Source organism: Solibacillus sp. FSL R5-0691, from assembly GCF_037974225.1.
Taxonomy (GTDB): Bacteria; Bacillota; Bacilli; order Bacillales_A; family Planococcaceae; genus Solibacillus.
In genome coordinates this window covers 3,152,927-3,177,723 of record NZ_CP150231.1, presented here as the reverse complement: position 1 = coordinate 3,177,723, position 24,797 = coordinate 3,152,927, and the positions used below count along the sequence as shown (strand labels likewise).

At 39.5% G+C, this 24,797-nt stretch carries 22 protein-coding genes; 18 read left to right on the top strand and 4 right to left on the bottom strand.

Translation table 11 applies throughout. The annotated features are described in order from the left end of the window. Window positions 1-55 precede the first annotated feature (55 nt). Window positions 56-1,069: a hypothetical protein gene (locus tag MKY51_RS16005; RefSeq protein WP_339173876.1), complete on the top strand. Its 1,014-nt coding sequence runs from the start codon at window positions 56-58 to the stop codon at window positions 1,067-1,069. A gap of 232 nt (window positions 1,070-1,301) precedes the next feature. Next, window positions 1,302-1,859: an exosporium glycoprotein BclB-related protein gene (locus tag MKY51_RS16000; protein ID WP_339173875.1), complete on the top strand. Its 558-nt coding sequence runs from the start codon at window positions 1,302-1,304 to the stop codon at window positions 1,857-1,859. Between the two features lie 128 nt (window positions 1,860-1,987). Here the strand turns inward: MKY51_RS16000 and MKY51_RS15995 are convergent, their stop codons facing one another. Next, window positions 1,988-2,218, bottom strand: a complete 231-nt coding sequence (locus tag MKY51_RS15995) for a DUF2892 domain-containing protein (protein WP_339173874.1) — start codon at window positions 2,216-2,218, stop codon at window positions 1,988-1,990. A gap of 313 nt (window positions 2,219-2,531) precedes the next feature. Here MKY51_RS15995 and MKY51_RS15990 point away from each other — a divergent pair, with 313 nt between their 5' ends. The 12 genes from MKY51_RS15990 to MKY51_RS15935 all read left to right on the top strand — a co-directional run bounded on the left by MKY51_RS15990 (window position 2,532) and on the right by MKY51_RS15935 (window position 17,748). Further along, entirely contained in the window at window positions 2,532-4,262 is a 1,731-nt protein-coding gene (locus tag MKY51_RS15990; protein ID WP_339173871.1) for an adenine deaminase C-terminal domain-containing protein, read from the top strand. Window positions 4,263-4,291: 29 nt separating this feature from the next. Next, the gene (locus tag MKY51_RS15985; protein WP_339173868.1) at window positions 4,292-5,350 is read left to right on the top strand and encodes a DUF3048 domain-containing protein; all 1,059 of its coding nucleotides are present in this window, start codon (window positions 4,292-4,294) and stop codon (window positions 5,348-5,350) included. Window positions 5,351-5,368: 18 nt separating this feature from the next. Beyond that, entirely contained in the window at window positions 5,369-5,683 is a 315-nt protein-coding gene (locus tag MKY51_RS15980; protein WP_008408714.1) for a YerC/YecD family TrpR-related protein, read from the top strand. A 166-nt stretch (window positions 5,684-5,849) separates the two neighbouring features. Beyond that, entirely contained in the window at window positions 5,850-6,539 is a 690-nt protein-coding gene (locus MKY51_RS15975; RefSeq protein ID WP_339173864.1) for a heptaprenylglyceryl phosphate synthase, read from the top strand. Between the two features lie 35 nt (window positions 6,540-6,574). Next, entirely contained in the window at window positions 6,575-8,833 is a 2,259-nt protein-coding gene (gene pcrA / locus MKY51_RS15970; RefSeq protein ID WP_339173861.1) for a DNA helicase PcrA, read from the top strand. Between the two features lie 12 nt (window positions 8,834-8,845). After that, complete coding sequence (ligA, locus tag MKY51_RS15965) at window positions 8,846-10,843, top strand: NAD-dependent DNA ligase LigA (protein ID WP_339173858.1); 1,998 nt, start codon at window positions 8,846-8,848, stop codon at window positions 10,841-10,843. An 18-nt stretch (window positions 10,844-10,861) separates the two neighbouring features. Continuing rightward, window positions 10,862-12,037, top strand: a complete 1,176-nt coding sequence (locus MKY51_RS15960) for a CamS family sex pheromone protein (protein ID WP_339173856.1) — start codon at window positions 10,862-10,864, stop codon at window positions 12,035-12,037. Window positions 12,038-12,330: 293 nt separating this feature from the next. Then, the gene (gene gatC / locus MKY51_RS15955) at window positions 12,331-12,621 is read left to right on the top strand and encodes an Asp-tRNA(Asn)/Glu-tRNA(Gln) amidotransferase subunit GatC (protein ID WP_079523753.1); all 291 of its coding nucleotides are present in this window, start codon (window positions 12,331-12,333) and stop codon (window positions 12,619-12,621) included. Window positions 12,622-12,638: 17 nt separating this feature from the next. Continuing rightward, window positions 12,639-14,102 carry an Asp-tRNA(Asn)/Glu-tRNA(Gln) amidotransferase subunit GatA gene (gatA, locus tag MKY51_RS15950; RefSeq protein ID WP_339173853.1) on the top strand — a complete coding sequence of 488 codons (1,464 nt, stop codon included), beginning with the start codon at window positions 12,639-12,641 and terminating at the stop codon, window positions 14,100-14,102. Between the two features lies 1 nt (window position 14,103). Further along, a complete protein-coding gene (gatB, locus tag MKY51_RS15945) occupies window positions 14,104-15,549 on the top strand; it encodes an Asp-tRNA(Asn)/Glu-tRNA(Gln) amidotransferase subunit GatB (RefSeq protein ID WP_339173851.1) in 1,446 nt (481 codons plus the stop codon). 138 nt (window positions 15,550-15,687) lie between these two features. Continuing rightward, complete coding sequence (gene nagA, locus MKY51_RS15940; protein ID WP_339173849.1) at window positions 15,688-16,860, top strand: N-acetylglucosamine-6-phosphate deacetylase; 1,173 nt, start codon at window positions 15,688-15,690, stop codon at window positions 16,858-16,860. Window positions 16,861-16,875: 15 nt separating this feature from the next. After that, the gene (locus MKY51_RS15935; RefSeq protein WP_339173846.1) at window positions 16,876-17,748 is read left to right on the top strand and encodes a GNAT family N-acetyltransferase; all 873 of its coding nucleotides are present in this window, start codon (window positions 16,876-16,878) and stop codon (window positions 17,746-17,748) included. Window positions 17,749-17,790: 42 nt separating this feature from the next. Here the strand turns inward: MKY51_RS15935 and MKY51_RS15930 are convergent, their stop codons facing one another. Both MKY51_RS15930 and MKY51_RS15925 read right to left on the bottom strand, forming a co-directional pair. Then, window positions 17,791-18,687: an alpha/beta hydrolase gene (locus tag MKY51_RS15930; RefSeq protein ID WP_339173845.1), complete on the bottom strand. Its 897-nt coding sequence runs from the start codon at window positions 18,685-18,687 to the stop codon at window positions 17,791-17,793. Beyond that, the gene (locus MKY51_RS15925; RefSeq protein ID WP_339173844.1) at window positions 18,684-19,301 is read right to left on the bottom strand and encodes a DUF624 domain-containing protein; all 618 of its coding nucleotides are present in this window, start codon (window positions 19,299-19,301) and stop codon (window positions 18,684-18,686) included. Before MKY51_RS15925 ends, MKY51_RS15930 begins: the two co-directional genes overlap by 4 nt. A 166-nt stretch (window positions 19,302-19,467) precedes the next feature. Between MKY51_RS15925 and MKY51_RS15920 the strand changes: the two genes are divergently transcribed. The 4 genes from MKY51_RS15920 (at window position 19,468) to MKY51_RS15905 (ending at window position 23,433) form a co-directional block, all read left to right on the top strand. Further along, on the top strand, window positions 19,468-20,772 hold the full coding sequence (locus tag MKY51_RS15920; protein ID WP_339173842.1) for a sugar ABC transporter substrate-binding protein: 1,305 nt from the start codon (window positions 19,468-19,470) through the stop codon (window positions 20,770-20,772). Between the two features lie 69 nt (window positions 20,773-20,841). Beyond that, window positions 20,842-21,759, top strand: coding sequence for a sugar ABC transporter permease (locus tag MKY51_RS15915; protein WP_339173841.1), 918 nt, complete (start codon window positions 20,842-20,844; stop codon window positions 21,757-21,759). 24 nt (window positions 21,760-21,783) lie between these two features. Further along, window positions 21,784-22,587 carry a carbohydrate ABC transporter permease gene (locus MKY51_RS15910; RefSeq protein WP_339173840.1) on the top strand — a complete coding sequence of 268 codons (804 nt, stop codon included), beginning with the start codon at window positions 21,784-21,786 and terminating at the stop codon, window positions 22,585-22,587. Between the two features lie 9 nt (window positions 22,588-22,596). Next, window positions 22,597-23,433: a Gfo/Idh/MocA family oxidoreductase gene (locus MKY51_RS15905; RefSeq protein WP_339173838.1), complete on the top strand. Its 837-nt coding sequence runs from the start codon at window positions 22,597-22,599 to the stop codon at window positions 23,431-23,433. Here the strand turns inward: MKY51_RS15905 and MKY51_RS15900 are convergent. After that, window positions 23,427-24,719 carry a transcriptional regulator gene (locus MKY51_RS15900; RefSeq protein WP_339173836.1) on the bottom strand — a complete coding sequence of 431 codons (1,293 nt, stop codon included), beginning with the start codon at window positions 24,717-24,719 and terminating at the stop codon, window positions 23,427-23,429. The genes MKY51_RS15905 and MKY51_RS15900 overlap by 7 nt on opposite strands. Between the last annotated feature and the right edge of the window lie 78 nt (window positions 24,720-24,797).

Sequence of the window (24,797 nt, the reverse complement as noted above, 5' to 3'; positions counted from 1 at the left end):
ATGAGTTAACGTCAATAAAATATGAGGAGATGCGGATTGAAAGGTGGTGAATGAAATGGAAGAATCCACAACCTATACTCTCCAGGAAATTGAAAAGTTGAAATTAAAAATCTCTGGGTACAGAAATACATTGATGACATTGAAAATGGGGACATCGTTTGAAGATTTCCAAGTAATGAAAAATGAATTTGAAGCATTAAAAAGCCAATTAACCTATATTGAAGAATTAACGAAAACAATGGAAGAAAAACAACAAACACAAACGGTTATTTATGAAGAGCAAGCGAAACAATTTGAAATGCAGATTGCTGCATTGACTAAGACGGTTGAAAAAATGGGGAAAGAAATTATTTTAATATCGAAGAAGTTAAATGGTGTAAAAGAGGAAAAGGCGGAAGCGGAAATTAAAGTGCAGCCGTTAGTAGAAGAAACTAGTGCTCCAAAGCTTGATAGTACGATGAGATATCTTCAGAACGGGACTAAGGAAAGCGCACCTGCACCTGCTTTACCAAATCAGCCTTCATATATGCAGTTGAGAAACTTAACAAATCAAGTAATCCAACTGCAAAAAGAGGAAGAAAAACCGAAAGCGGAAGAACAGATTGAATATAAAGCAGATCAAGTTGATGAACGCTATTTTAACCAGCATTATTTCCAAAAAAATTACCATCCACCACATCAAAGTGTAAGTAGGACTTCTTTAAATAAAGCTTCGCTCAAACCAACTAAATCATCAAAAGGTGATGCAGCCTTTTTACCGACTTTAAATAAAGTTTCAGACGACTCTGAGTCAGCGAATGATCCTGAAGAAACGCCTCCAGCTCTCATTAAGAACGTAACTGAAAGTAGTATCGTTAGTCCTCAACTTCTTGAAGTTGAGTCTGTTGTAATTGAAGAGTTACAAACAGTTGATTTAGATGAAACAAACGAAGGCAGTTCAATATGGGATGAAGAGCAGCTGGAAAGTATGGAATTAACGGTTGAAGAAAGTACGGATAATTCAGATTCTGGGGAAGAAAAGACAAAGAAACAATGGAATTCCTCGTTCTTTAATATTTTCCGGAAATAAATAGAAAAGCTTTTTAAAATCATCCTTTCACTAGGATGATTTTATTTTTTTTGCCCGAACAAGCTGACGTTTGACTCATGTAAAAAACTGAATGACAAAATTTGATTACTAGTTAATTGCCCTTTGATTCTATTGATTGGTGAATAGAATAATTGCGAAGGAGGTGAAAAATATGTGTATGTGTTCTAAAAGTATGAATATGAGTAATTTACACCCATGTGGATCAAATTGCGTGAACTTAGGGCCTTTCAGAGCTGTAAGACCAGGCTGTACACCACCAAATACAGGGTCGATCATTCCATTCTCTTCCGGTATTACACCAGCTGTTTTAACTACGCTTGTCGGAGGACTAGTTGGTACAACGAGTTTGATTGGATTTGGTACTGCGGTTCCTGGAATTACAATTTTAGGGAATACAATTGACTTGTCTGGTATTGTTACTGAAGCGTTCGCGGTTCCACGTAATGGTAGTATTACAGCAATCTCTGCATCATTCACTGCATTAGCTGCCCTTGACCTTGGTTTAGGATCGGTATCTGTTACAGCTCAAATATACCGTGCACCTGCAGGAAGTTCAGTATTCACTGCTACAAATGCTAGAGTTACGTTGACACCACCATATGAAGGGCTTATCTCTATTGGCCAAACATCTTACGGATCAGCAAATGTGCCACCGGTTCCTGTTGCACAAGGCGACCGTTTATTAATGGTTTACTCAATTGCTGGAACAGGAGTTACAATAGCTGCTGCACTGACAGGTACGGCAAGTGCTGGTATTACAATTTCATAAACGCATATAAGTTATTACTGAAACCTTTAAACCCGAAAGCGCTATATTCTTTCAATCGATATAGCGCTTTTTTAATTTATTGCTACTTTACTTACATAAAATTATTCCATATACCCTAGATCCATCTCTTAATCATTGACGGGCATCATTTCGTTCATCTGTTCTGATTTGGCCATTGCAACGACTGGGCAATATTGATAATATCCTTCCGCCACTTTCATCGAACCGGCAACAATCATCATTTTACCAACCGTACATTGTGGTTTATGAGCGATTCTCCCGACACCGAAAGCGGTCATCGCAACACCGCACATCATACGGATAAAAGCGTTTGTTTCGGAAATATTAGGGGTTAGCAATTGTCGTTCACTCCTTTTTTTAGAAAATTTCAAAATTATTTTGGAAACACTTTGCTTTATGAAAGTGCTATGTTACGATTAATTCACCAAAAGGAATATTGTAGCAATTGCCTACATAAAGCAAAATATATTGAATTAAGTATGTGTTCTTCTTTTAAATCGATACGCATTAATCTAGCTTCAGCAGCTGTTAACGACAATTGCTGAAGCTACTTGAATCGCAGCAGTATATTTTTTAGAGCTGGTATAAGCATCTTGGAAAAGTTATGAACGTCCTTATATTATGGTGAGAAAGTTGAAAGGAGTGCAGAATATGCCGGAAATTAGTTGGAAGTTAAATAGTATTAGAGAGCAAGTTAGTATCATTGATGGGCATGCTGCTCCGAGTCTAGTTTTAAAAAATGCAAAGTACTTACATAGTATGATGAAAAGTTGGGCAACGGGAAACATCTGGATATCCAATGACCGCATCGTTTATGTAGGGAAGGAACTGCCTGCAAATATTGAAGGAACAGAGGTTGTTGATCTCGCTGGAAAAGTAGTAGTACCAGGCTATATTGAGCCGCATGTGCATCCATTCCAATTGTACAACCCTCACAGTTTCGCAGAATTTAGTGCACAGACCGGCACAACCACATTCATTTCAGACAATATGACACTTGTTTCTTTAATGAAAAATAAGAAAGCGTTTTCTTTTATGGACGAGCTTGCCAAATTGCCGTTTTCATTTTACTGGTGGAGTCGCTTTGATTCGCAAACAGAGCTTGAAAATGAAAGGGAACTATACTCAAATGCCTCAGTATTGGAATGGCTTGACCGTCATGACGTACTGCTTGGCGGAGAGCTGACAGGATGGCCTCGTCTAATGCGTGGGGATGACCAAATGCTTTACTGGATTCAGGCAGCTAAGCATAAAGGGAAAAAAATCGAAGGACATTTACCGGGAGCATCTGAAAAAACATTAGCTAAAATGCGTTTACTTGGAGTCGATGGTGATCATGAATCCATGACGATTGAAGATATTGAAGCGCGCTTGCAGCATGGTTATGCTGTTACTCTCCGCTACTCTTCTATTCGCCCGGATTTACCGCTATTATTAAAAGCGGTGGTCGATAAAGGCTACGAAATATTTGATCAGTTGATGATGACGACAGATGGATCCACACCAAGTTTCCATGAAGATGGTGTGATGGATAAATGTATACGTGCAGCCCTTGAAGCTGGTGTGCGTCCGGTTGATGCCTATAATATGGCAAGTTATAATGTTGCGCGCTATTATAATATGACAAATCTGCACGGACTGCTTGCTACAGGGCGATATGCAAATATTAATATTTTAGCGGACGAATATTCGCCGACACCTGAAGCAGTCATATCAAAAGGCGTATGGCTTAAGAGAGACAATAAGGATTTGAAAGCATTTCCGGCTGTGGACCTATCACTATTTGGTGATTTGAAAATCGATTTTGATTTGCATGATGGAGATTTTCAATTCTCGATGCCGATTGGCGTTGAAATGGTGAATGATGTGATCACAAAGCCGTATAGTATAAAAAATCTCGGATATCATCATACATTATCTACAGCACATGATGAGAGCTATTTAATGCTTGTCGACCGCAATGGAAAATGGCGTATCAACTCGATGATCAAAGGATTTGCGACACATGTAAAAGGATTTGCTTCATCGTATTCCAATACTGGAGATATTATTTTAATCGGAAAATCGGTACAGGATATGCAGCATGCATTCCAGGAACTGAAGAAAATGAATGGCGGGATTGTACTTGTTGAAGACAATCAAATTGTAACAAGTATTCCATTAACATTGGCTGGTTCTATATATGATGGGTCAGTGGATGAAGTAATACCGCTGGAACTTGCATTAAAGAGTGCTTTGAAAAAACGTGGTTATCACCATACAGATGCAATTTATACATTGCTGTTTTTACAATCGACACATTTACCATATATTCGAATTACGACACGTGGGATTTTTGATGTCATGAAAAATAAGGTTATGCTACCTGCTGTAATGCGATAAACCGAAAAAAATGAGAGGAGTAGCACGATATGAAACGCAGTATATTTTTGTTAGCGCTATTAGGCATAACCTTAACGGCAGGTTGTTCCGATAAAGAACAAACAGAGGAGCCTGTTGTAGAGATAGAAGAAACAGAGGTAGAGAAAGATATTATCGTAGCGGAGGCGGAAGAAATTTTGCCATTTGTTACACCATTTACAGGGGAACGTGTGGCAGAAGAAGTGACGATGCGCCCAATACTTGCAACGATTAATAATCATCCGCAAGCACGTCCGCAATCTGGACTTGCACAGGCGGATGTTGTATATGAAATGCTGGCGGAAGGTGATGTGACACGCTTTTTAGCACTTTACCAGTCTGAACTTCCTGAATCTATCGGACCGATTCGCAGTGCGCGATCGTACTTCGTTGATATCGCAAAAGGACTGGACGCATTTTATATTGCACACGGATACAGTCCTGAAGCGAAATCGATGCTTGAACGAAGAGTTGTCGATAATATTAATGGAATGCACTATGATGGTACTTACTTCAAGCGTTCATCAACACGGGTGGCTCCGCACAATTCCTATATTTCGGGTGAAAATGTAAAGGCCGGTGCCGAAAAAACGGGGACTTCACTACTTTATCAGAAAAAAGTGTCCTACCCATTCTATGAAGCCGAAGATAGTGTTAAAATAGGAACAACGGCTAATGAAGTATCGATGAAATATAATAATAGCGGTTCATTTAACAGTCAGTATGTTTACAATGCCGAAACGAATCAGTACAAGCGTTATTCTGCAAATGTAGAAACAATCGATTACGAAACAAATGAATCCATCGAATTAGCCAATATTTTATTTTTTGAAATGCCTCATCGAATTGTAGATAGCGCGGGTCGACGCGAGATTACAATTACAGGTGGCGGCAACGCGTATATAGCCCAGGCTGGGACGATACGTGAAGTAAAATGGAAAAATGCAGATGGCCTGCTCGTGGCAGTTGAAGAAGATGGATCGGAAGTAAAGTTAGTTCAAGGAAAGACATGGATACATTTCGTACCAACATCTCCCGGTTTAGCGGCATCTGTTATATATTCAGAGTAGAGAGGAAATGGTGGGCACATGCAAATTGAAAAAATTCGCGGTCATCAAACAGATCAGTTATTTAAAGCTGTTCTAGAGTTAAAAGATATTGAGGAATGCTATAAATTTTTCGATGACTTGTGCACGATTAGTGAAATCCAATCATTGGCACAGCGATTTGAAGTTGCACATTTATTACGTTTGAAAAAAACGTATGAAACAATTAAAAAGGAAACTGGTGCTTCAACAGCAACAATTTCCCGTGTACGTCGTTGCTTTGATTACGGAAATGACACTTATGATGAAATGCTGGGCCGTCTTTATCCGGACGAAAAGCCATTTACGTCAAAGTAAAGAAGCGCCCAATCATAAATATATGAGCAAGCTTAAAAGACTGAGCAGATTCACCCGCTCAGTCTTTTAATATTTCATCGATTTTCGTTATACTAAGAGATGGTCAATAAAAACTAAGATAATGAAAAGTTCTATATAAAATTTTTGAGAATAGGTGGATTTATTCATGGAATATTTAAACTGGAGACATGTATTTAAACTGGACCCCGCAAAGGAAATCTCGGACGAAGCATTAGAGCAGATTTGCGAATCGGGTACGGATGTTATATTAGTTGGCGGGACAGATGATGTGACATTGGATGGCGTTTTGGATTTGCTCGTTCGCGTCCGTCGTTTTTCAGTACCGATTGCGCTTGAAATTTCAAATGTGGACAGCATTACACCGGGATATGACTATTACTTCATTCCCTCCGTATTGAATAGCCGTGATACAAAATGGGTGAAAGATCTGCACCATGAAGCGATTAAAGAATACGGCGATGTACTGATTTGGGAAGAGCTTGTAGCAGAGGGCTACTGTGTACTGAATCCGGATTGTAAAGTAGCACAGGTGACAGATGCAAAAACGGATTTAACGGTGGAGGATGTAGTGGCCTATGCACGAATGGCGGAAAATTACTTTAAATTGCCGATCTTTTATTTAGAGTACAGCGGTGCATACGGTGATATCGAAATGGTGAAAGCAACAGCCGAAGTTCTAAATGAAACAAAGCTCTTTTATGGAGGCGGCATTACGTCGGTAGAACAAGCGAAGGAAATGGCAGCACATGCCAATACTATAGTTGTCGGAAATATTATTTATGATGATTTAAAAGCGGCATTAAAAACCGTACAAGCAGTAAAAAGTGTTATATAATAGGAACAAATGTTCTTTGGATAGGAAGGTGCAATATGGAGCATATAGCAAAAAATTTAGTAGCGGGAATGAATCCACAGCAAGCTGAAGCGGTGAAAACAACTGAAGGCCCGCTTCTGATCATGGCAGGTGCCGGTTCTGGAAAAACACGGGTGCTGACTCACCGTATAGCCTATTTAGTCGTTGAGCGCGAAGTGTATCCTTCTAAAATTCTGGCCATTACGTTTACAAATAAAGCTGCCCGCGAAATGCGTGAACGAATTGACGGGATTTTAGGAAACGGAACAACGGAAAGCATGTGGGTATCTACATTCCACTCAATGTGTGTGCGCATTTTGCGACGTAATATTGACCGGATCGGCTATTCGAAAAGCTTCTCAATTTTAGATAGTTCAGATCAGCTGACGGTTATAAAAAATATATTAAAGCAGGATAATATCGATCCGAAAAAATATGATCCGCGTGCTATTTTAAATACAATCAGTTCGGCAAAAAACGAATGCATTACTGTGGACGGCTTTGAAGCGAATATGAATCCGCATAACCCGTTCGAAAAGATTGTCGCACAAGTATATAAAGGCTATCAGAAACGATTAAGACAAAATCAAAGTCTCGATTTTGACGATTTAATTATGCTGACAATCCGTCTATTCAATGAAGCGCCGGACGTGCTTGAATTTTACCAAAACAAATTCCAGTATATTCATGTTGATGAGTATCAGGATACGAATAAATCCCAATATTTGCTCGTGCAATTGCTGGCGAAGAAATTCCGCAATATTTGTGTTGTCGGGGATTCTGACCAGTCGATCTATCGTTGGCGCGGTGCCGATATTTCGAATATATTATCGTTTGAAAAAGATTACAAAGAAGCAAAAGTTATTATGCTTGAGCAAAACTACCGTTCAACAAAGCGAATTTTACAAGCAGCAAACAGTGTCATTGAAAAGAATAAAGACCGCTATAAAAAAGTACTGCGAACAGAAAATCCGGAAGGTGAAAAGATCCAGCTTTATAAAGCTGGCAATGAGCAGGACGAAGCGCAGTATGTCGTACGCACGATTCAAAAACTCATGAAGGATGAAGATTACAAACTGGATGATTTTGCTATTTTATATCGTACGAACGCACAGTCACGTGTAATCGAGGATGTGCTCGTAAAATCGAATATGAACTACCAAATCGTTGGCGGTACAAAGTTCTATGACCGAAAAGAGATTAAAGATTTGCTTGCTTACTTACGTTTAATTGCAAACAATGATGATGACTTGTCACTTGCTCGAATTATCAATGAACCAAAACGTGCGATTGGTGCGACTTCATTTGATAAAATGCTTGTTTATGCGATGGAACGCGACCGCTCAATTTTCGATGCGATGGGTGAGCTTGTATTTATGGGGCTTTCAGGGAGGGCAGCCAATTCCGCTGAAAATTTTTATAATATGATTCGTTCATTGAGCGAACGTCAGCATGAACTATCGGTAACAGAGATTGTGGAAGAAGTGCTTGAAAAATCAGGATACCGTCAAATGCTGAAAGCGGAAAAATCGATTGAAGCGGAAAGCCGACTTGAAAATATCGAAGAATTTTTAACAGTAACCCAGGCTTTTGAAGCGCGCAGTGAAGACCAGTCATTAGTGGCATTTTTAACGGATCTTGCACTCATTGCTGATATTGATTCTTTAGATGAAGAGGAAAAAGCGAAAGGTACGATCATTTTAATGACGATGCATGCCGCAAAAGGGCTGGAATTCCCTGTTGTGTTCATTATCGGGATGGAGGAAAATATTTTCCCGCATTCACGTTCATTGGAAAGTGAAGATGAAATGGCCGAAGAACGCCGCTTAATGTATGTCGGTGCAACTCGGGCAGAACAGCGTCTTTACTTATCTTGTGCGGGCTCCCGTACAATATTTGGCCGTACAGGCTACAATGCCCCATCACGTTTTTTACGTGAAATTGATGAAAATGTGTTAGAGCAAGTTTCAAAAGCAAATACTACATCTTATCGTGATGATTCATTACCATTTAAATCGAACCGTTATGACCGTATGCCGAAGCGTTCATTAGGAGGTGTGCAGGCACCTGCTTCCCAGACATCACGTCTGAATTCAACAGGCGGCGATAAGTTTGACTGGAAAGTAGGCGACAAAGCTGCCCATGGTAAATGGGGTGTCGGTATGGTCGTAAGCGTAAAAGGTGAAGGGGATGGTATGGAACTGGATATCGCTTTCCCATCTCCAACTGGAATAAAACGTCTATTAGCAAAATTTGCGCCGATTACGAAAGCTTAGGAGGAACATTGGATGAATGAAATAGAACAAAGAATTGCGGAATTGAACAAGCTTCTTCATGAGTATGGCTATGCGTATTACGTACTGGATAAACCGATAGTAGAAGATAGTGTATATGATCAGCTTTTACATGAGCTTATCGCATTGGAAGAAGCAAATCCGGAATTTATTTATCCTGATTCTCCTACTCAGCGTGTCGGTGGCACGGTGTTGGAAGGCTTTAAAAAGGTAACGCATGAAACAGCGATGCTCAGTTTGTCGAATGCTTTCAATGAAGAAGATTTGCGTGATTTTGACCGGAAAATCGAGCAGGCAATCGGCAAAAATTACTCATATGTATGTGAACTGAAAATTGATGGCTTAGCCATATCTTTGCGCTATGAAAACGGGGTATTTGTACAAGGCGCTACACGTGGTGACGGAACAGTAGGGGAAGACATTACAGCAAACCTGAAAACAATTAGGGCCATCCCATTGCGTCTAAAAGAACCCGTAACATTGGAAGTACGCGGTGAAGCTTATATGCCGAAAAAATCTTTTGAGAAACTGAATGAACGCCGTGCGGAAAACGGAGAAGAGCTATTTGCAAATCCTCGAAACGCGGCAGCAGGATCATTGCGTCAATTAGATCCGAAAATCGCAGCAAGCCGAAATTTATCGACATTTATTTATGCAGTCGGCGGAGACGGAGAAAGCTATGGAATCGATGGGCATTGGGAAATGCTCAAGTATTTGGAGGAGCTAGGTTTTCCATCAAATAAAGAACGCGAGTATTGCGAAACAATTGAGGACGTTTTGGCGTTTATAGAGAAGTGGACAGAAGCGCGCCCAAATTTATCATATGAAATTGATGGAATCGTTATCAAAGTAAATCGCTATGCCCATCAAGATGAGCTTGGCTTTACAGCAAAATCGCCTCGCTGGGCAATTGCCTACAAGTTCCCGGCTGAAGAAGTTATCACAAAATTATTGGATATCGAACTGACGGTAGGTCGCACGGGTGTTATTACTCCAACAGCGATTTTAACACCGGTACTTGTTGCGGGAACTACTGTAAGCCGTGCATCATTGCACAATGAGGACCTGATCCGTGAAAAGGATATTCGAATTGATGATACGGTCATCGTACGAAAAGCAGGGGATATTATTCCGCAAATCGTCGGAGTCGTTCTGGAACAACGCCCTGATGACGCTGTACCATATAAGATGCCGACACATTGTCCTGCATGTGATGAAGAAGTTGTACGTATCGATACTGATGTAGCACTGCGTTGCGTGAATCCTCAATGTCCTGCACAAATTGCGGAAGGTGTGAAACATTTCGTATCACGTAATGCGATGAATATCGACGGTCTTGGTGAGAAGGTAGTCGAACAGCTGCTGCGCGAAGACTATATTCAAGATGTAGCGGGACTATATGAGCTTACAGTAGAGCAACTGATTAATCTGGAGCGAATGGGACAGAAATCGGCGACCAATTTAGTTGAAGCGCTGATTCAGTCCAAGGAAAATTCGCTGGAACGATTACTATTCGGTCTTGGTATCCGTCATGTTGGGGAAAAAGCAGCCAAGATTTTGGCAGCTCATTTTGAAACAATCGATGCACTAATGGTCGCTACAGAAGAGGAATTGAAAGATATTCATGAAATTGGCGATAAAATGGCTGAATCGATCGTAGCGTATTTTGCAAACGAGCAAGTACAGCAATTAATCGAACGCCTAAAAGGATTTGGCTTAAATATGTCCTATAAAGGCAAGAAAGTTGTCGTGGAAGCAGGGGCAAATCCTTTTGCAGGAAAAACAATTGTACTGACAGGTAAATTGCAGCAATTGACACGTAACGAAGCAAAGGCGAAAATAGAACAGTTAGGTGGTACGGTTGCAGGGAGTGTAAGTAAAAAAACAGACCTTGTAATTGTCGGAGAAGATGCTGGCTCGAAGCTTGAAAAAGCCCAAAGCTTAGGCATTGAAATTTGGGATGAAGTGCGCCTAATCGAACAATTAATATAGTAAAGGGGACTTGCTCTCATGAAACGTTATCGCTGGATACCTGCGATAATTGTAGCGGCGATGTTGTCAGCGTGTGCGCCAAACCTTACACCTGATACAGAACTGACGCAAGAATCAGATACAGAACAAGCTGTGGAAACAACTATTATCCCGAACATGCAAATAAACGATAAATTTTATCGCACATTGATTCCTTATAAGGAAAGTGCAAGCCGTGGTTTAGTTGTTTCCAATATTTATACGAAGTACGATATGAAAGAAGTCGAAACAGGCTTAATGCGTATTTCGCAAAATCATTTTGATACGGAAAACTATTATTTCCAGGAAGGTCAGTATTTAGATGAAAATACATTGAAATACTGGTTAGCCCGTCCAAACCAAACAGAAGACAAAGGACCCGAGTACCAAGGTCTAAACCCATCAAGCATTGATGAGGCAACAGGCAAGGAAATGGATCCGACTGTTAAAGCGACAGAAGCACCGGTTTATTTGGCCCATATTGTGGAGCAAAATTATTTAACAAAAACCGATGAGAACAAAGTAAAGCTGGCAGGTGTTTCAATCGGTCTAGCGTTAAATTCAGTTTACTATTATCAAAAAGAGCAGTATGGCGAGTTTTTTGAACAAAAAATTCCCGATGCAAAAATAGAAGCAGAAGGTAAGAAAATTGCACAGGAAGTTATCAATCGATTGCGTGCCCGTCCGGAACTGGCAGATGTTCCGATCGTCATTGGTTTATTTAAACAAGCAGAAAGAAATGCGATTGTACCAGGAACATATACTGACTATAACTTCGCGGATAAAGGGAAAACAGAATTGGGTGAGTGGAAAGCAATCGATGAAAAATACGTTACTTTCCCTATGAGTTCGCCGGATGATGTCTACCGTGATTTGAATACGAACTTCCAAAACTTCAAACAGGATGTCGACAAATACTTCTCGAACTTCACGAGTGTGTTTGCGACTGGATTTTATCAAAACAAAAAAGTTCAGAAGCTAGATATCGAAATCCCGATCCAGTTTTACGGAACAGCTGAAATTACAGGATTTACACAGTATTTGACGGGCCTAATGCTTAATCATTTACCGCTTGACCTGTATATTTCGGTAAGTATTACTTCTGTGAACGGACCGGAAGTGCTAATTATTAAAGAACCGAATGAAGATAAGCCTTTTGTTCATATTTATGAGTAAAATCTTCCGAAAAATACCATACTTTTACGAGTGTGGTATTTTCTTTTTACACAGAATTTCTACTTCACTGCGTTAATGCGTTAATTTGGCGAAAAATCGTCATAAGTGGAGGATTGTTTGCTGGATTTTTTCCTAAAGCGGAGATTTTTACAAGGAAAAATGTTATCATTATGGGCATGGTTTATGTAGAATCAGCGGGTATCCAAAACAATCACTGACTCCACATATAGCCCCGGCAGATGATACGGATTTTGCTGAGGGATATTTGATTCGATAACTTGGAGGTGTAACAAATGGCAAACATTTCAAAAGAAGAAGTAAAACACGTAGCACACTTAGCTCGCCTTGCTATTACAGAAGAGGAAGCAGAGAAATTTGCTGAACAACTAGGAAAAATTACAGATTTCGCAGAGCAATTAAATGAGTTAGATACAACAAATGTAGAACCGACTTCTCATGTTTTACCTTTAGTGAACGTACTTCGTGAGGACGTAGCAAAAGAAGGCTTACCTCTTGAAAAAGTAATGCTGAACGTAAAAGAACAAGAAGCAGGTCAAATTAAAGTACCATCAATTATGGAGTAATAGGAGGAACCACTCGCATGACAGTATTTGAGCGCACATCAGCACAATTGCAAGAGAGCTTAAAGTCGGGTGAACTGACAATTGCGGATTTAACAAAAGAAGCATTTGACCGCATTGAAAAGTTGGACGGCGATGTACAAGCTTTCTTAGCATTAAATAAAGAACAAGCAACTGCAAAAGCAGCTGAATTAGATCAAGTTCCTTTTGAGGAGCGCGGTCCATTATTCGGTATGCCGATTGGCGTAAAGGACAACATCGTAACAGAAGGATTGGAAACAACTTGTGCTTCTAAAATTCTGGAAGGCTTTATGCCAATTTACGATGCAACAATCGTAAAAAAATTACGTGATGCAGGCATGATCACAGTCGGTAAGTTGAACATGGATGAATTCGCAATGGGTTCTTCAAACGAAAACTCGGCTTATAAAACTACTAAAAACCCATGGAACCTTTCACATGTACCAGGTGGTTCTTCAGGTGCATCTGCAGCAGCGGTTGCAGCGGGTGAAGTACCATTTTCATTAGGTTCTGATACGGGTGGTTCAATCCGTCAACCAGCAGCCTACTGTGGTGTTGTAGGAATGAAACCTACATACGGTCGTGTATCTCGTTTTGGTTTAGTTGCATTCGCATCTTCTTTAGATCAAATCGGACCAATTACACGCAATGTAAAAGACAATGCGTTATTACTTGAAGCAATCTCAGGTGTAGATGAAATGGATTCTACTTCTGCAGATGTGCCGGTACCAAACTATGCGGCTGCTTTAGATGGAAATATTAAAGGCTTAAAAATTGCTGTTCCAAAAGAATTCCTAGGTGAAGGCGTTGGGGAAGCAGCAAAACAGTCAGTGCTTGATGCATTGGAAGTATTAAAAGGCTTGGGTGCTACAGTAGAAGAAGTATCTTTACCGCATTCTAAATATGCATTAGCAGCGTATTACATCCTTTCTTCATCAGAAGCATCTTCAAACCTTTCTCGTTTTGATGGTATTCGCTACGGCTACCGTTCAGAAAAAGCGAAAAACTTATTGGAGCTGTACAAACAATCTCGTGCTGAAGGTTTCGGCGATGAAGTAAAACGTCGTATCATGCTTGGAACATATTCATTATCTGCTGGTACGTATGATGCTTACTACAAAAAAGCACAACAAGCACGTACTTTAATTAAAGCCGATTACGACAAAGTGTTCGAAAACTACGATGTAATCATCGGGCCAACTGCACCAACACCAGCATTCGCTATTGGTGCAAACATTGATGATCCATTGACAATGTACGCAAATGACATTTTAACAATTCCAATTAACTTAGCAGGTGTACCGGCAATTTCAGTTCCATGCGGTTTTGAAAACGGATTACCACTAGGTTTACAAATTATCGGTAAGCATTTCGATGAAGAAACACTTTACCGTGTTGCATATGCTTATGAACAACAAACAGATTTCGCTAAACAAACTCCAGCATTATGGGAGGTAAAATAAGATGAACTTTGAAACAGTCATTGGTTTAGAGATTCACGTTGAGTTAAAAACAAACTCAAAAATCTTCTCTAGCAGTCCAAACAGTTTTGGTGCGGAACCAAACACAAATACAACAGTAATCGACCTAGGTTACCCAGGTGTTTTACCAGTATTGAATAAACAAGTAGTAGATTACGCGATGCGTGCTTCTTTAGCATTAAACATGGAAATCGAACAAGAAACTAAGTTCGACCGTAAAAACTACTTCTATCCGGACAATCCGAAAGCTTACCAAATTTCACAATTTGATAAGCCAATCGGTAAAAACGGTTGGGTAGAAATCGAAATTCCAGCTAAAGGTGATACACCAGGCTACAAAAAGAAAATCGGTATTACTCGTCTTCACATGGAAGAAGATGCTGGTAAATTAACACATGCTGACGGCTATTCTTTAGTGGACTTAAACCGTCAAGGTACACCACTAGTAGAAATCGTTTCTGAGCCGGATATCCGTACACCGGACGAAGCATATGCCTACCTTGAAAAAGTAAAATCGATCATCCAATATACAGGCGTTTCTGACGTACGTATGGAGGAAGGTTCACTTCGTTGTGATGCAAACATTTCAATCCGTCCATACGGTCAAGAAGAGTTCGGTACAAAAACGGAGCTTAAAAACTTAAACTCATTCAACTTTGTACGTCGTGGTTTAGAGCATGAAGAAATCCGCCAAGCAGAAGTATTAATGGCTGGTGGCGTTATTGAGCAGGAAACACGTCGTTTTGATGAGAAAACAGGTAAAACAATTCTTATGCGTGTTAAAGAAGGAACAGATGATTACCGTTACTTCCCAGAGCCGGACTTAGTGCGTCTATCAATTTCTGATGAATGGGTAGAGCGCGTACGCAACGAAATTCCTGAATTACCAGATGCGCGTAAAGCACGTTATGTTTCTGAATTAGGTTTAAATGATTATGATGCAAACGTACTTGTAGTAAACAAGGAGATTTCAGATTTCTTCGATGCAACTGTAAATGCAGGGGCTGATGCGAAATTAACAGCTAACTGGTTAATGGGAGATATTTCTGCATACTTAAACGCTGAGCAAAAAGAGTTGAAAAATACAGCTCTAACACCTGAAAACTTGGCGGGTATGGTGAAATTAATTACGGACGGTACAATTTCTTCTAAAATCGCGAAAAAAGTATTCACTGAGTTAGTAACAAACGGTGGAGACGCAGCGAAAATCGTGAAGGAAAAAGGCTTAGTTCAAATTTCTGATCCAGAAGTAATCCGTGGTTTCGTAACAACTGTTCTTGATAATGATGCAAAATCAGTGGAAGACTTCAAAGCTGGTAAAGACCGTGCGATTAAAGCGCTTCTTGGCCAAATTATGAAAGCTTCTAAAGGACAAGCAAACCCACAATTAACAAACCAAATCTTAATGGAAGAAATTAATAAACGTTAATTTTTTTCTTATAAACGGCAGTCCATTTTCTAATTGGGCTGCCGTTTTATTTCGTTATAAAAGGAATTTTCTTGAAAAATGTCAAGCATAGGCTAATAATGGGGAATGTATAAGATGTGGTAGAGGAGGGAAATGTTCATGGAAAGTACATGGTGTATTGGACCGCTTCAAATTGTCCGGGAACAGCGGATAGAGGAGAATTGTTTTGCGGTTATTGAAGGCAAAAAAATCGTCCGGTTTTGTAAAAAAGACGAATTATCTGAACAAATCGATATTGTGGAAACAAAGTCGGCATATAAAATGATGCCGGGAATGATTGATCAGCATATTCACGGGATATCCGGTGCTGATGTGATGGACGGAACGGAAAGCAGTCTGAACACAATCAGTACAGCGCTTGCGAAATTTGGAGTGACAACCTTTTTAGCAACAACGATGACGGCAGCAGAAACCCAAATCGAGCGCGTTGTAAAATCGATTGCCGATGCGAAGAACAATGTAAAAGGTGCCAAAATTGCCGGCATCCATTTAGAAGGACCTTTCATTAATCCGATTCAAAAAGGGGCACAGTCCGATCAGTTTATAATAAAGCCTTCAGTAGAGATTTTCGATCATTTAAACGATTCTTCCCAAAACGAAATTAAACTTATTACACTTGCATCAGAGTTAGATGAAGGCCATAAGCTTACGACCTATTTAAAAAATAAAGGGATTGTAGCATCGATCGGTCATTCTGATGCCAAGTATACGGAGACAAAGGCATTATTGGAACAGCAGCTTATTCAGAATGCCACTCATTTTTGCAATGGGATGAGATCTATTCATCATCGTGAGCCGGGCTTGCAGGTTGCGTTACTGCAAAGTGAATGTATGCTGGAGATTATTGCTGACGGATTTCATATTCACCCGGACATGATTCGTTTTATTTACGACACGGTTGGTGAAGACCGAATGATATTAATATCTGACAGTATGCGGGCAACCGAATTAGCTGACGGTATTTATGATTTAGGTGGACAGGAAGTTCGTGTAGAAGACGGCTTGTGTAAATTGGTTGGAAGTGATGCGCTTGCAGGAAGTACGCTCAATTTAAATAAGTCCAGAAAAAATATGAAAGAGTGGCTCGGGCTTTCAGATATGACACTGGCCAAACTGACTTCAACAAACAGTGCAAAACTGCTAGGATTATATGAAAATAAAGGGTCAATTGAAGTCGGTAAAGATGCTGATTTTTACATCGTAAATGAAAATGAGGATGTTATATTAACTGTTTCAGAAGGAGAGATTATTTATGAAAATAATAAGCTCTAAAAAAGAGGGATGGAAATGAATTTTGTTAAAGGAGAGGCTGTGCGCCTTAACCCCCAGCTGAAAAAAAGTTTCTTTCAACTGGCAAACGATACTTTTGGGCTGGATTTCGAACAATGGGATGAGCAAGGGTACTGGAATGATACATACTGTCCCTATGCATTTGAAGTAGATGGCGAAATAGTAGCGAATGTTTCTACAAGTAGCGGAACAATGATTTTGGATGGCGGGCAGTATGATGCTGTTCAGATTGGGACTGTTATGACAAATCCAAAATTCCAAGGAAAAGGATTATCCCGTCAGCTTATGGAAAAGGTGATGGAAGATCATATGAATGCTCATATCATCTACTTATTTGCAAATAAGACAGTGCTGGACTTTTATCCGAAATTTGGCTTTGAAACGCGTATACAGTCTACTTTTACCGTGGATAAAAAGGATATTGGGCCAGTTCATACGGAAGTAAAGAAAGTGAATCTGGATGATAAGCCTACAAGAAATGTATTTTATGAAACAACGGTATTTAGAAAACCTGTCAGTCAGAAAATGAGTATGGTTCAGAATGAAAATATCGTGATGTTCCATGCATTGACGCAATACCGGGACTGTATTTACTATGTACCTAAGTTTCAGGCATTTGCCATCTTGAATGAAACTGCCGAGTATACAGAGTTAATCGACGTCATATCTAAAGAGCAGGTGGATATACAGGAAATACTCGGTTGCTTACCTATTCGGTCTGAAAAAATCAGACTGTGCTTTACCCCGGATAATTTACAGATTCCTGTTTTGCAAGATGTATTCATCGATGAGGGAGCAATGTTTGTTAAAAATCAAAAAGATATTATGTATCCGAATAATGTGCTTTATCCATACAGTGGTCTGGCATAAAAATGGAGACCCGCTACATTCGTGCGGGTCTCCATTTTACGGTTACTTCAATAATTTCGATGTCATGTCCAAAAGTCGCTTTTTTGCTTGGCGGGCAATTGGTATTTCTTCCAAGTCGAATCCATGTGTACATCCTTCGTAAATATCAAATTGGACTTGTACACCTGACTGCTGTAGTTTATCTACAAATTCACATACTTCCTCATAAAATATGTCATGCGTTCCGATAAACGTATAAACCGGTGGAAGTCCTTCAACATTTGCATAAAAAGGCGACGCATAGGGCGGAATCTTTTCATAATCCGGTAAATAAGCATGCCAACTTTTTTTATTTTTTTCGGCATTCCACATAGCAGGTGAAGTAAATTTTTTGTGGAATGGTCTTTCCTTTATATCAAGCATCGGATACAACGGCAACACCGCCGCTATTTTTGGTCCTTTTTCATCCCGCGCTTTTAGAGCAACGGCCAATGCCAAGTTTCCCCCTGCACTGCCACCGCTTACAATAATTTTCGTTCGGTCTATCTTCAGATCACCTGCATGCTCACTTATCCACTTTAATAATGCATACCCGTCGTTTAAAGCAGCAGGATAAGGATTTTCAGGAGCGAGGCGGTATTGCGGAATGAATACTACCGCTTGGAAGTTATGTACAAAATCCGTTACATAAGGTACGCTGTCATCCGGACTGCCGAACACCATCCCTCCACCATGAAACCAAATAAAGCACGGCATATTTTGTACTGCATGTGCCGGCTGTATACGAACGACTCGTAGATTGCCTAGCATCATTTCTTCGATTAAACAATTTTCAAGCTGGTAGTTCTGCTCGGAATAATGGTCAAAAGTTCTGTTTTGAATCAGTTCCTCAAATGTACGAGAATTTTTTAATTTACGTTCAATTGTTTCGACGAGTTCAGGATGCAATCCATTCATCATGTTGCAGCCTCCGATACTTTCTGCTTTTCAATTTTACTGAATGAACGTAGAGAGAATTTCATAACGAACCAACTCAGTACACTCCCGGCAAATAAAGGGATTGCACCCGGCATAATATTGAAAATACCATAGATCAATAAAATACTTAACGCATTTAAAATGACCGTGAATGGTGAAGTGATCGTAAATAAAAATGCTTGTTTGATCATTGCCAAAAAAGCCAGGTCAAAATGTACATACACTGGAAAGAAGAAAAACAACGTTCCAAAAATTAAAAAGGCAATAATAAAAGTTGGTATGAGAAGGAAAGATAAGGAGTCAACCATATAAATCGTATAAAAGTCGATCGCTAAAATCAAAACGATAATATAACTAATTCCCGCATACCCATTTCCCCTAAGCCACTCGGTTTTATACACTTCCCAAAATGTTTTCGTAATTGGCTTATCAATATCAAGGTGAAACTGTCTTACTATTGTAAATAAAGCAATTGTCGCCGGAAATATACCGAAAATAAAAAGGCCAACCGCTGAGAAAAACAGCCAAAGAAAGTTTAAGTAAATAATTTTTAATAGCTTTACACCGAAACTGTAAAACCCATCCCAAAATGTCATAACAATATCCCCCTTAACTTTATTATAAAATAAAAAGTCTGAAAAATTGAGCTATTTAAATTAAGGACTTTTAATGGACTTGAGTTCCTCCTAATTTTTTTGTAGTCTGGAAAAAATAGCTATTTTGCTATTTTACACAAAGGAAAAATAAAAAGGGGGATGGGTTATGAGTAATACAATTTTTAAAAGATTAGGACTGCTCTTTTTAGTATTAGTGCTTTCTGTTGTAATGGCTGCATGCAGCGAAGATGAAACAACAACAACAAATGCGGATACAGATACGGATAGCGGAAGTGCTAGCACAGATACAGACTCTTCAGGATTGTCAGGCGAAATCACAGTTTGGGCGCACCCTTATACAGATGGCTCAACAGGTGAAGGGGATATGTGGAAAACATTTGCATCGGATTTTGAAGCTGAAACAGGGGTAAAAGTAAACTTCGAACAAATTCCATGGGCAAATCGTGACCAAAAAATCTTAACGGCATTAGCTGCTGGTCAAGGTCCGGATGTATTCTATGTAATTCCTGACCAAATGCCACAATACGCAGAACAACAATTAATTTTAGATATATCTCAATATGTTACGGATGAAGAATTAAGCGGTTTTGTACCAACTGCTATCGAAGCAACAAGTTGGAAAGGTAAACAATATGGGATGCCAATTTTACAAACAGCGGAGTCTTTAATTTATAACAAAGACATTTTAACGGAATTAGGCGTAGATGAAAACAGCCTACCGACAACATGGGATGAATTCAAAGCTTTAGCAGAAAAAGCAAAAGCAGCTGGTTATTATGCATTCTCATATGCAGGTGGCGGTTCTTTAAACAACACGCTTTATCCGTTTTTATGGCAAGCTGGCGGTAATGTAATTGATGAAGATAACAACATCTTAATTAACAAGCCAGAAGCAGTTAAGTCATTTGAATTAATCAATGAAATGTATACAAAGGGCTGGATTCCGCAAGATTCAGTTACAGCGCTTGATCATGACTCGCTTTACTTAGGCGGGAAATTATTAGCTATAAACGGCTCTGGTATTTCGGTAAACCGTTTATTAGATGAGAAGCCATTTGAGTTTGTTATTGCGCCACCATTAAAAGATGCAGAGCAGTTAACTTACGGTACTGTTGGTATGTTTGTAGGTTCGGCGATTTCTAAAAATCCTGAAGCTGCAGCAGAGTTCATGAAGTACGTTACAAACACAGAAAACCAACGTACATTCAACAACATTACACAATATATCCCGACTCGTGATGAAGCGAAGGATATTTTTGATTCACAACAATATATGGCTCAATTAGCAGGCTACACAGAATTTGCGAAACCAGGTGTGATTCATCCGGAAGGACGTAATATTATGCCTTTAGTTCAAGCAGAGATTCAAGCAATGCTAGAAGGTAAACAATCTCCTCAGGAAGCTGCAGATAAAGCGGCAGAAGCAATTGATAAGTTAATTAACAAATAGTTCAAAAGGAGAGTTTGGTCGTGAAGATCAAACTCTCTCATTACTTAAAGTACAGAAAGGGTGAGGCATGTGACCTCTACAACTTCTAAACAATCATTTAGTGCACGAATCAAGAGGGAGTTAAACAAAAATTTATTAGTCTATGTCGTGCTCATTCCAGTAATCATTCATTTTCTTATCTTTCAAATCTATCCATTTGCTTTAAGTTTTTATTTAACGTTTCATGACTGGAAAATTATCGGAGACCCTGAATTTGTCGGGTTAAAACATTGGAAAAATTTATTTGATGATGAAATCGCTTGGAAAGCAATATGGAATACAGTTAAGTTTTCCATCTATTATATAGTTCCGACAATGGCACTTGGTCTAATTTTAGCAGTGATCATTAATTCGGGAGTTAAATATTCAGGATTTTTTAAAGGATTGTTCTTCCTGCCTGTAGTTACATCATTCGTAATTATCGCAGGGATTTGGGGATGGTTATTCCGCGGTACAGAAGATGGTTTTATCAACTATTTAATCGGTTTTGTCGGAATCGATCCACAGCTGTTTTTATCCAGTTCTTCGCAGGCGCTTCTTGTCTTGGCAGGATTAAGTATTTTTAAAGTAGCGGGAACGACGATGATTTACTATTATGCGGGATTACAATCCATCGACCGTCAATTGTATGAAGCGGCTCGGATTGATGGTGCAAGTCCGTGGAAAATCTTCTGGAAAGTTACATTCCCGATGTTAAAGCCGATCCATTTTTACGTAGCGATTACAACGACAATCGGGTCATTTCAGATTTTCGATTCGGCATTCCTGTTAACGAATGGCGGACCAAACTACTCGACAACGACAATCGTGTATTACTTATATCATCAAGGATTCACAAGCTTGAACTTAAGCTATGCAGCAGTTTTATCATATGTATTGTTCTTTATCATTCTTATTATTGCGTTAATCCAACGTAAATATATTGGGAAAGATCCAAATTATTATTAAGCTGGTGCGGGAAGGAGCAGATAAATGAAAAAAGTAATCTCTTATACAGCATTAGCAATATTAGCAATCATTTTTATAATGCCATTCATCATCATGGTGTTCGGTTCATTAAAAGAAGTGAAACAGGCACAGATTGATCCGCTGTTTTGGCTGCCGACCAATCCATCAATTCAAAACTATATCAACATATTCTCAAATGGGATTTTTATACGATGGATCTGGAACTCTATCGTTATAACTGTCATTCCGGTTATAACTCAAATGCTTTTTGCGGCATTGCTCGGTTATATTTTTGCGAAAAAGCAATTCTGGGGTAAAGAGGCGATTTTCTGGATTTTCATGGCCGTTATCATGATACCTCAACAGTTATTTATTATTCCCAAATATATTATGTTCGCCGATTTTGGATGGATAAATACATATTGGGCATTAATTGTACCTGAATTATGGGCAATCATGGGCGTATTTTTAGTACGACAATTTTTACAGGGAATACCGAAAGATTTGGAAGAAGCCGCCTATATTGACGGAGCGAACGATTGGCAAATCTTCTTCAAGATTATTTTACCATTATCATTCCCGGTAATTGCGACAGTAGGAACTTTTGCCTTTATTTCAAACTGGAATGACTTATTCCAGCCGTTAATTTACTTAACAAATGAAAAAATGTTCCCTGTTACAGTTGGTCTTGCCTCGATGCTTGGAAAAGAGGGGAACTTCGGTGTCGAAATGGCAGGTGCAACAATTTCATTTATCCCGACATTTTTAATCTTTATTTTCTTCCAACGTTATTTCACAGAAGGGATTACAATGTCAGGTATTAAATAGGGGGCTTCTATGAAAATAGGGATAATCGGAACGGATTCAACCCATGCAATCGCGTTCAGTGAAAGGCTGCAGAAAAAAGGTCACAAGCTATTCGCTTATCGGGGAGGCTCTGCAATTGATTTGAGCAGAAACCGGATTGAACGAATCTCTGCGGAGTTGAATGATAGTGGAATTCCTTTTATGACAACACTACAGGAACTGTCAGATATTTGCGATGCGTTTATCATTACATCGGCTGATGCATCACAACATTTCGGGCAATTTGCAGATTTGGCTGCTTTGGAAAAACCTATTTTTATCGATAAACCACTGGCACTAAATTATGAGCAGGCGAGTTCTATTGTAGAACTTGCCAATGAAAAGGGAACGCCCTTGATGAGCTGCTCGGCTTTGCGATTTGCTGATGAAATTCAACTGGTAAAATCCAAAAAGAGCATCGAGGCAGTGGATATCATCGCACCACTGCCGATGCTGCAGGAACTTGACTATTTCTATTATGGAATCCATGCAGTGGAAATGATCAGTGCGTTAAAAGGAACATCTGTCAAAGACATAGCTGTTACCTTTAATGAGCGGCAACACTTTATCACATTCACCTTTCAGGATGGGACGGTCTCTTCAATTAGAGGGTACTTACAGCATCGGCAAGGTTTTCAATTTGTAACACATACTCAGCAGCAAAGTGAATGGTTTGAAATTGCTGAAGGCGATCTCCGATTTTATGATCGACTGATTGATGCGATAGAACAATTTTTTATTGAGAAAAAAAGCCCTATTGATCAAACCGATATGTTGCAAACAATAAAGCTGCTGGAACGAATAACGAATATTGCCGGAGCTCACTGATTCTTTATATCTTCTAAAAACTGAATATAGTAGATGCGTTTAGGACGACCGCGGTGGGCTACCTTTTCCTCGCCGATAATATCGACAAGCCCCGCATCCAGCCACTTTAACAGGATGCGATTGGCGCTGCGTAAAGTAATGTTCAATGTTTGGGCAAGTTCTTCAGCCGTATAAATAAACTTTTGATGTTTCATAATACGGCCCATTAATTTGGATATATATGAAGCAGACATCCCGGCTTTTTCAGCCCGCTCCAATAACTTCAGATCTGTTATGACTAGCGGGTACTGTTCATAGTTAATAAAAACGGTCGTATCAATCGGACCGATCACACTATTATCTTCTCGCACGATATAGCACAGGTTTGGTCCATTTTCATTTGCCTGGTAGAGAGCCTGTTTGGCATGACGGCCGGAATCATTTGCATTGATTCCAAAGCCGATACCGATTGTGCAATTGATTTTCAGCTCTTCTTTGAAACGGGAAAGCAGCGGCAAATGCTTGTACCCTAATGTTTCACGCTCAAATTGCCCACGGGTCGTAATAAAACTGTATTGTAACGGATTCAGCATGATTAAATGACCATCCATTTGCTGCGTGAACTGCTGTAAAATTTGCTCCACTTTCGACTGATCCTGGTTGGCAATCGCTTCAAATTGAATCAAACCGTATACGATTTGGCTTTCCTTGTTTTGTCGCCCTTTAGAAGCCAATAAGACCCGCTCAAAAGCGACGATCAGTTCCTGCTTTGTCGGAATTAAATAGCGACATTCGATATTACGTTCACTTAATGATTCATAGACAGAGGCAATTGTGGTGACCGGGAAATAGCCTTGTTCAGCCTGCTTTATATGATTTTCCAGTATGGCATCAACCGTTTCACCTTCAGAAAACACATAGTCAATTTTATGGTGCAACTGATGTGTAATCGACAATATGGTGCTTTGTTGCAGCAGGTCAAAACAATACTGTTTTTGTTCATTCTGTATTTTATGGGTTAACAGCAATTCATATAGCTGAAGCGCTCTGCTATTAATTTGATAAAGCTGCAAAGATGAATCATAGAATTTCAACTGCTGAAAAATATAAGGATCTGCAGCGACAAGCATTTCATATTCATAGATGAACCGCTGTAACTCGTCCGTCATTATAAAGTCCTGTGTTAAATAATAATGTGGTTGGATATTAGGGAATCCACGTAATGCTTCTTTAATTGTATCCTGCAAAATTTCAGGGACAATAATTCCTATTAAACTTTGCGAGGTATACGGAATGGCCTTATTCATTATGTCTGTGCCTCCAAAAATCCATATTAATATAATTTTACAGAAAGATTTAAGAATATTCAATTTATAAAGGGGTGA

What these genes read in the sequence shown, in the direction of transcription:
- gatC (WP_079523753.1), top strand. Translation starts at nt 12,331, where the DNA reads ATGGCAAACATTTCAAAAGAAGAAGTAAAACACGTAGCACACTTAGCT.
- MKY51_RS15900 (WP_339173836.1), bottom strand. Translation starts at nt 24,719, where the DNA reads ATGAATAAGGCCATTCCGTATACCTCGCAAAGTTTAATAGGAATTATT.
- ligA (WP_339173858.1), top strand. Translation starts at nt 8,846, where the DNA reads ATGAATGAAATAGAACAAAGAATTGCGGAATTGAACAAGCTTCTTCAT.
- gatB (WP_339173851.1), top strand. Translation starts at nt 14,104, where the DNA reads ATGAACTTTGAAACAGTCATTGGTTTAGAGATTCACGTTGAGTTAAAA.
- MKY51_RS15910 (WP_339173840.1), top strand. Translation starts at nt 21,784, where the DNA reads ATGAAAAAAGTAATCTCTTATACAGCATTAGCAATATTAGCAATCATT.
- gatA (WP_339173853.1), top strand. Translation starts at nt 12,639, where the DNA reads ATGACAGTATTTGAGCGCACATCAGCACAATTGCAAGAGAGCTTAAAG.
- MKY51_RS15975 (WP_339173864.1), top strand. Translation starts at nt 5,850, where the DNA reads ATGGAATATTTAAACTGGAGACATGTATTTAAACTGGACCCCGCAAAG.
- MKY51_RS15935 (WP_339173846.1), top strand. Translation starts at nt 16,876, where the DNA reads ATGAATTTTGTTAAAGGAGAGGCTGTGCGCCTTAACCCCCAGCTGAAA.
- pcrA (WP_339173861.1), top strand. Translation starts at nt 6,575, where the DNA reads ATGGAGCATATAGCAAAAAATTTAGTAGCGGGAATGAATCCACAGCAA.
- MKY51_RS15960 (WP_339173856.1), top strand. Translation starts at nt 10,862, where the DNA reads ATGAAACGTTATCGCTGGATACCTGCGATAATTGTAGCGGCGATGTTG.
- MKY51_RS15925 (WP_339173844.1), bottom strand. Translation starts at nt 19,301, where the DNA reads ATGACATTTTGGGATGGGTTTTACAGTTTCGGTGTAAAGCTATTAAAA.
- MKY51_RS15980 (WP_008408714.1), top strand. Translation starts at nt 5,369, where the DNA reads ATGCAAATTGAAAAAATTCGCGGTCATCAAACAGATCAGTTATTTAAA.
- MKY51_RS16005 (WP_339173876.1), top strand. Translation starts at nt 56, where the DNA reads ATGGAAGAATCCACAACCTATACTCTCCAGGAAATTGAAAAGTTGAAA.
- MKY51_RS15985 (WP_339173868.1), top strand. Translation starts at nt 4,292, where the DNA reads ATGAAACGCAGTATATTTTTGTTAGCGCTATTAGGCATAACCTTAACG.
- nagA (WP_339173849.1), top strand. Translation starts at nt 15,688, where the DNA reads ATGGAAAGTACATGGTGTATTGGACCGCTTCAAATTGTCCGGGAACAG.
- MKY51_RS15920 (WP_339173842.1), top strand. Translation starts at nt 19,468, where the DNA reads ATGAGTAATACAATTTTTAAAAGATTAGGACTGCTCTTTTTAGTATTA.
- MKY51_RS15905 (WP_339173838.1), top strand. Translation starts at nt 22,597, where the DNA reads ATGAAAATAGGGATAATCGGAACGGATTCAACCCATGCAATCGCGTTC.
- MKY51_RS15990 (WP_339173871.1), top strand. Translation starts at nt 2,532, where the DNA reads ATGCCGGAAATTAGTTGGAAGTTAAATAGTATTAGAGAGCAAGTTAGT.
- MKY51_RS15930 (WP_339173845.1), bottom strand. Translation starts at nt 18,687, where the DNA reads ATGATGAATGGATTGCATCCTGAACTCGTCGAAACAATTGAACGTAAA.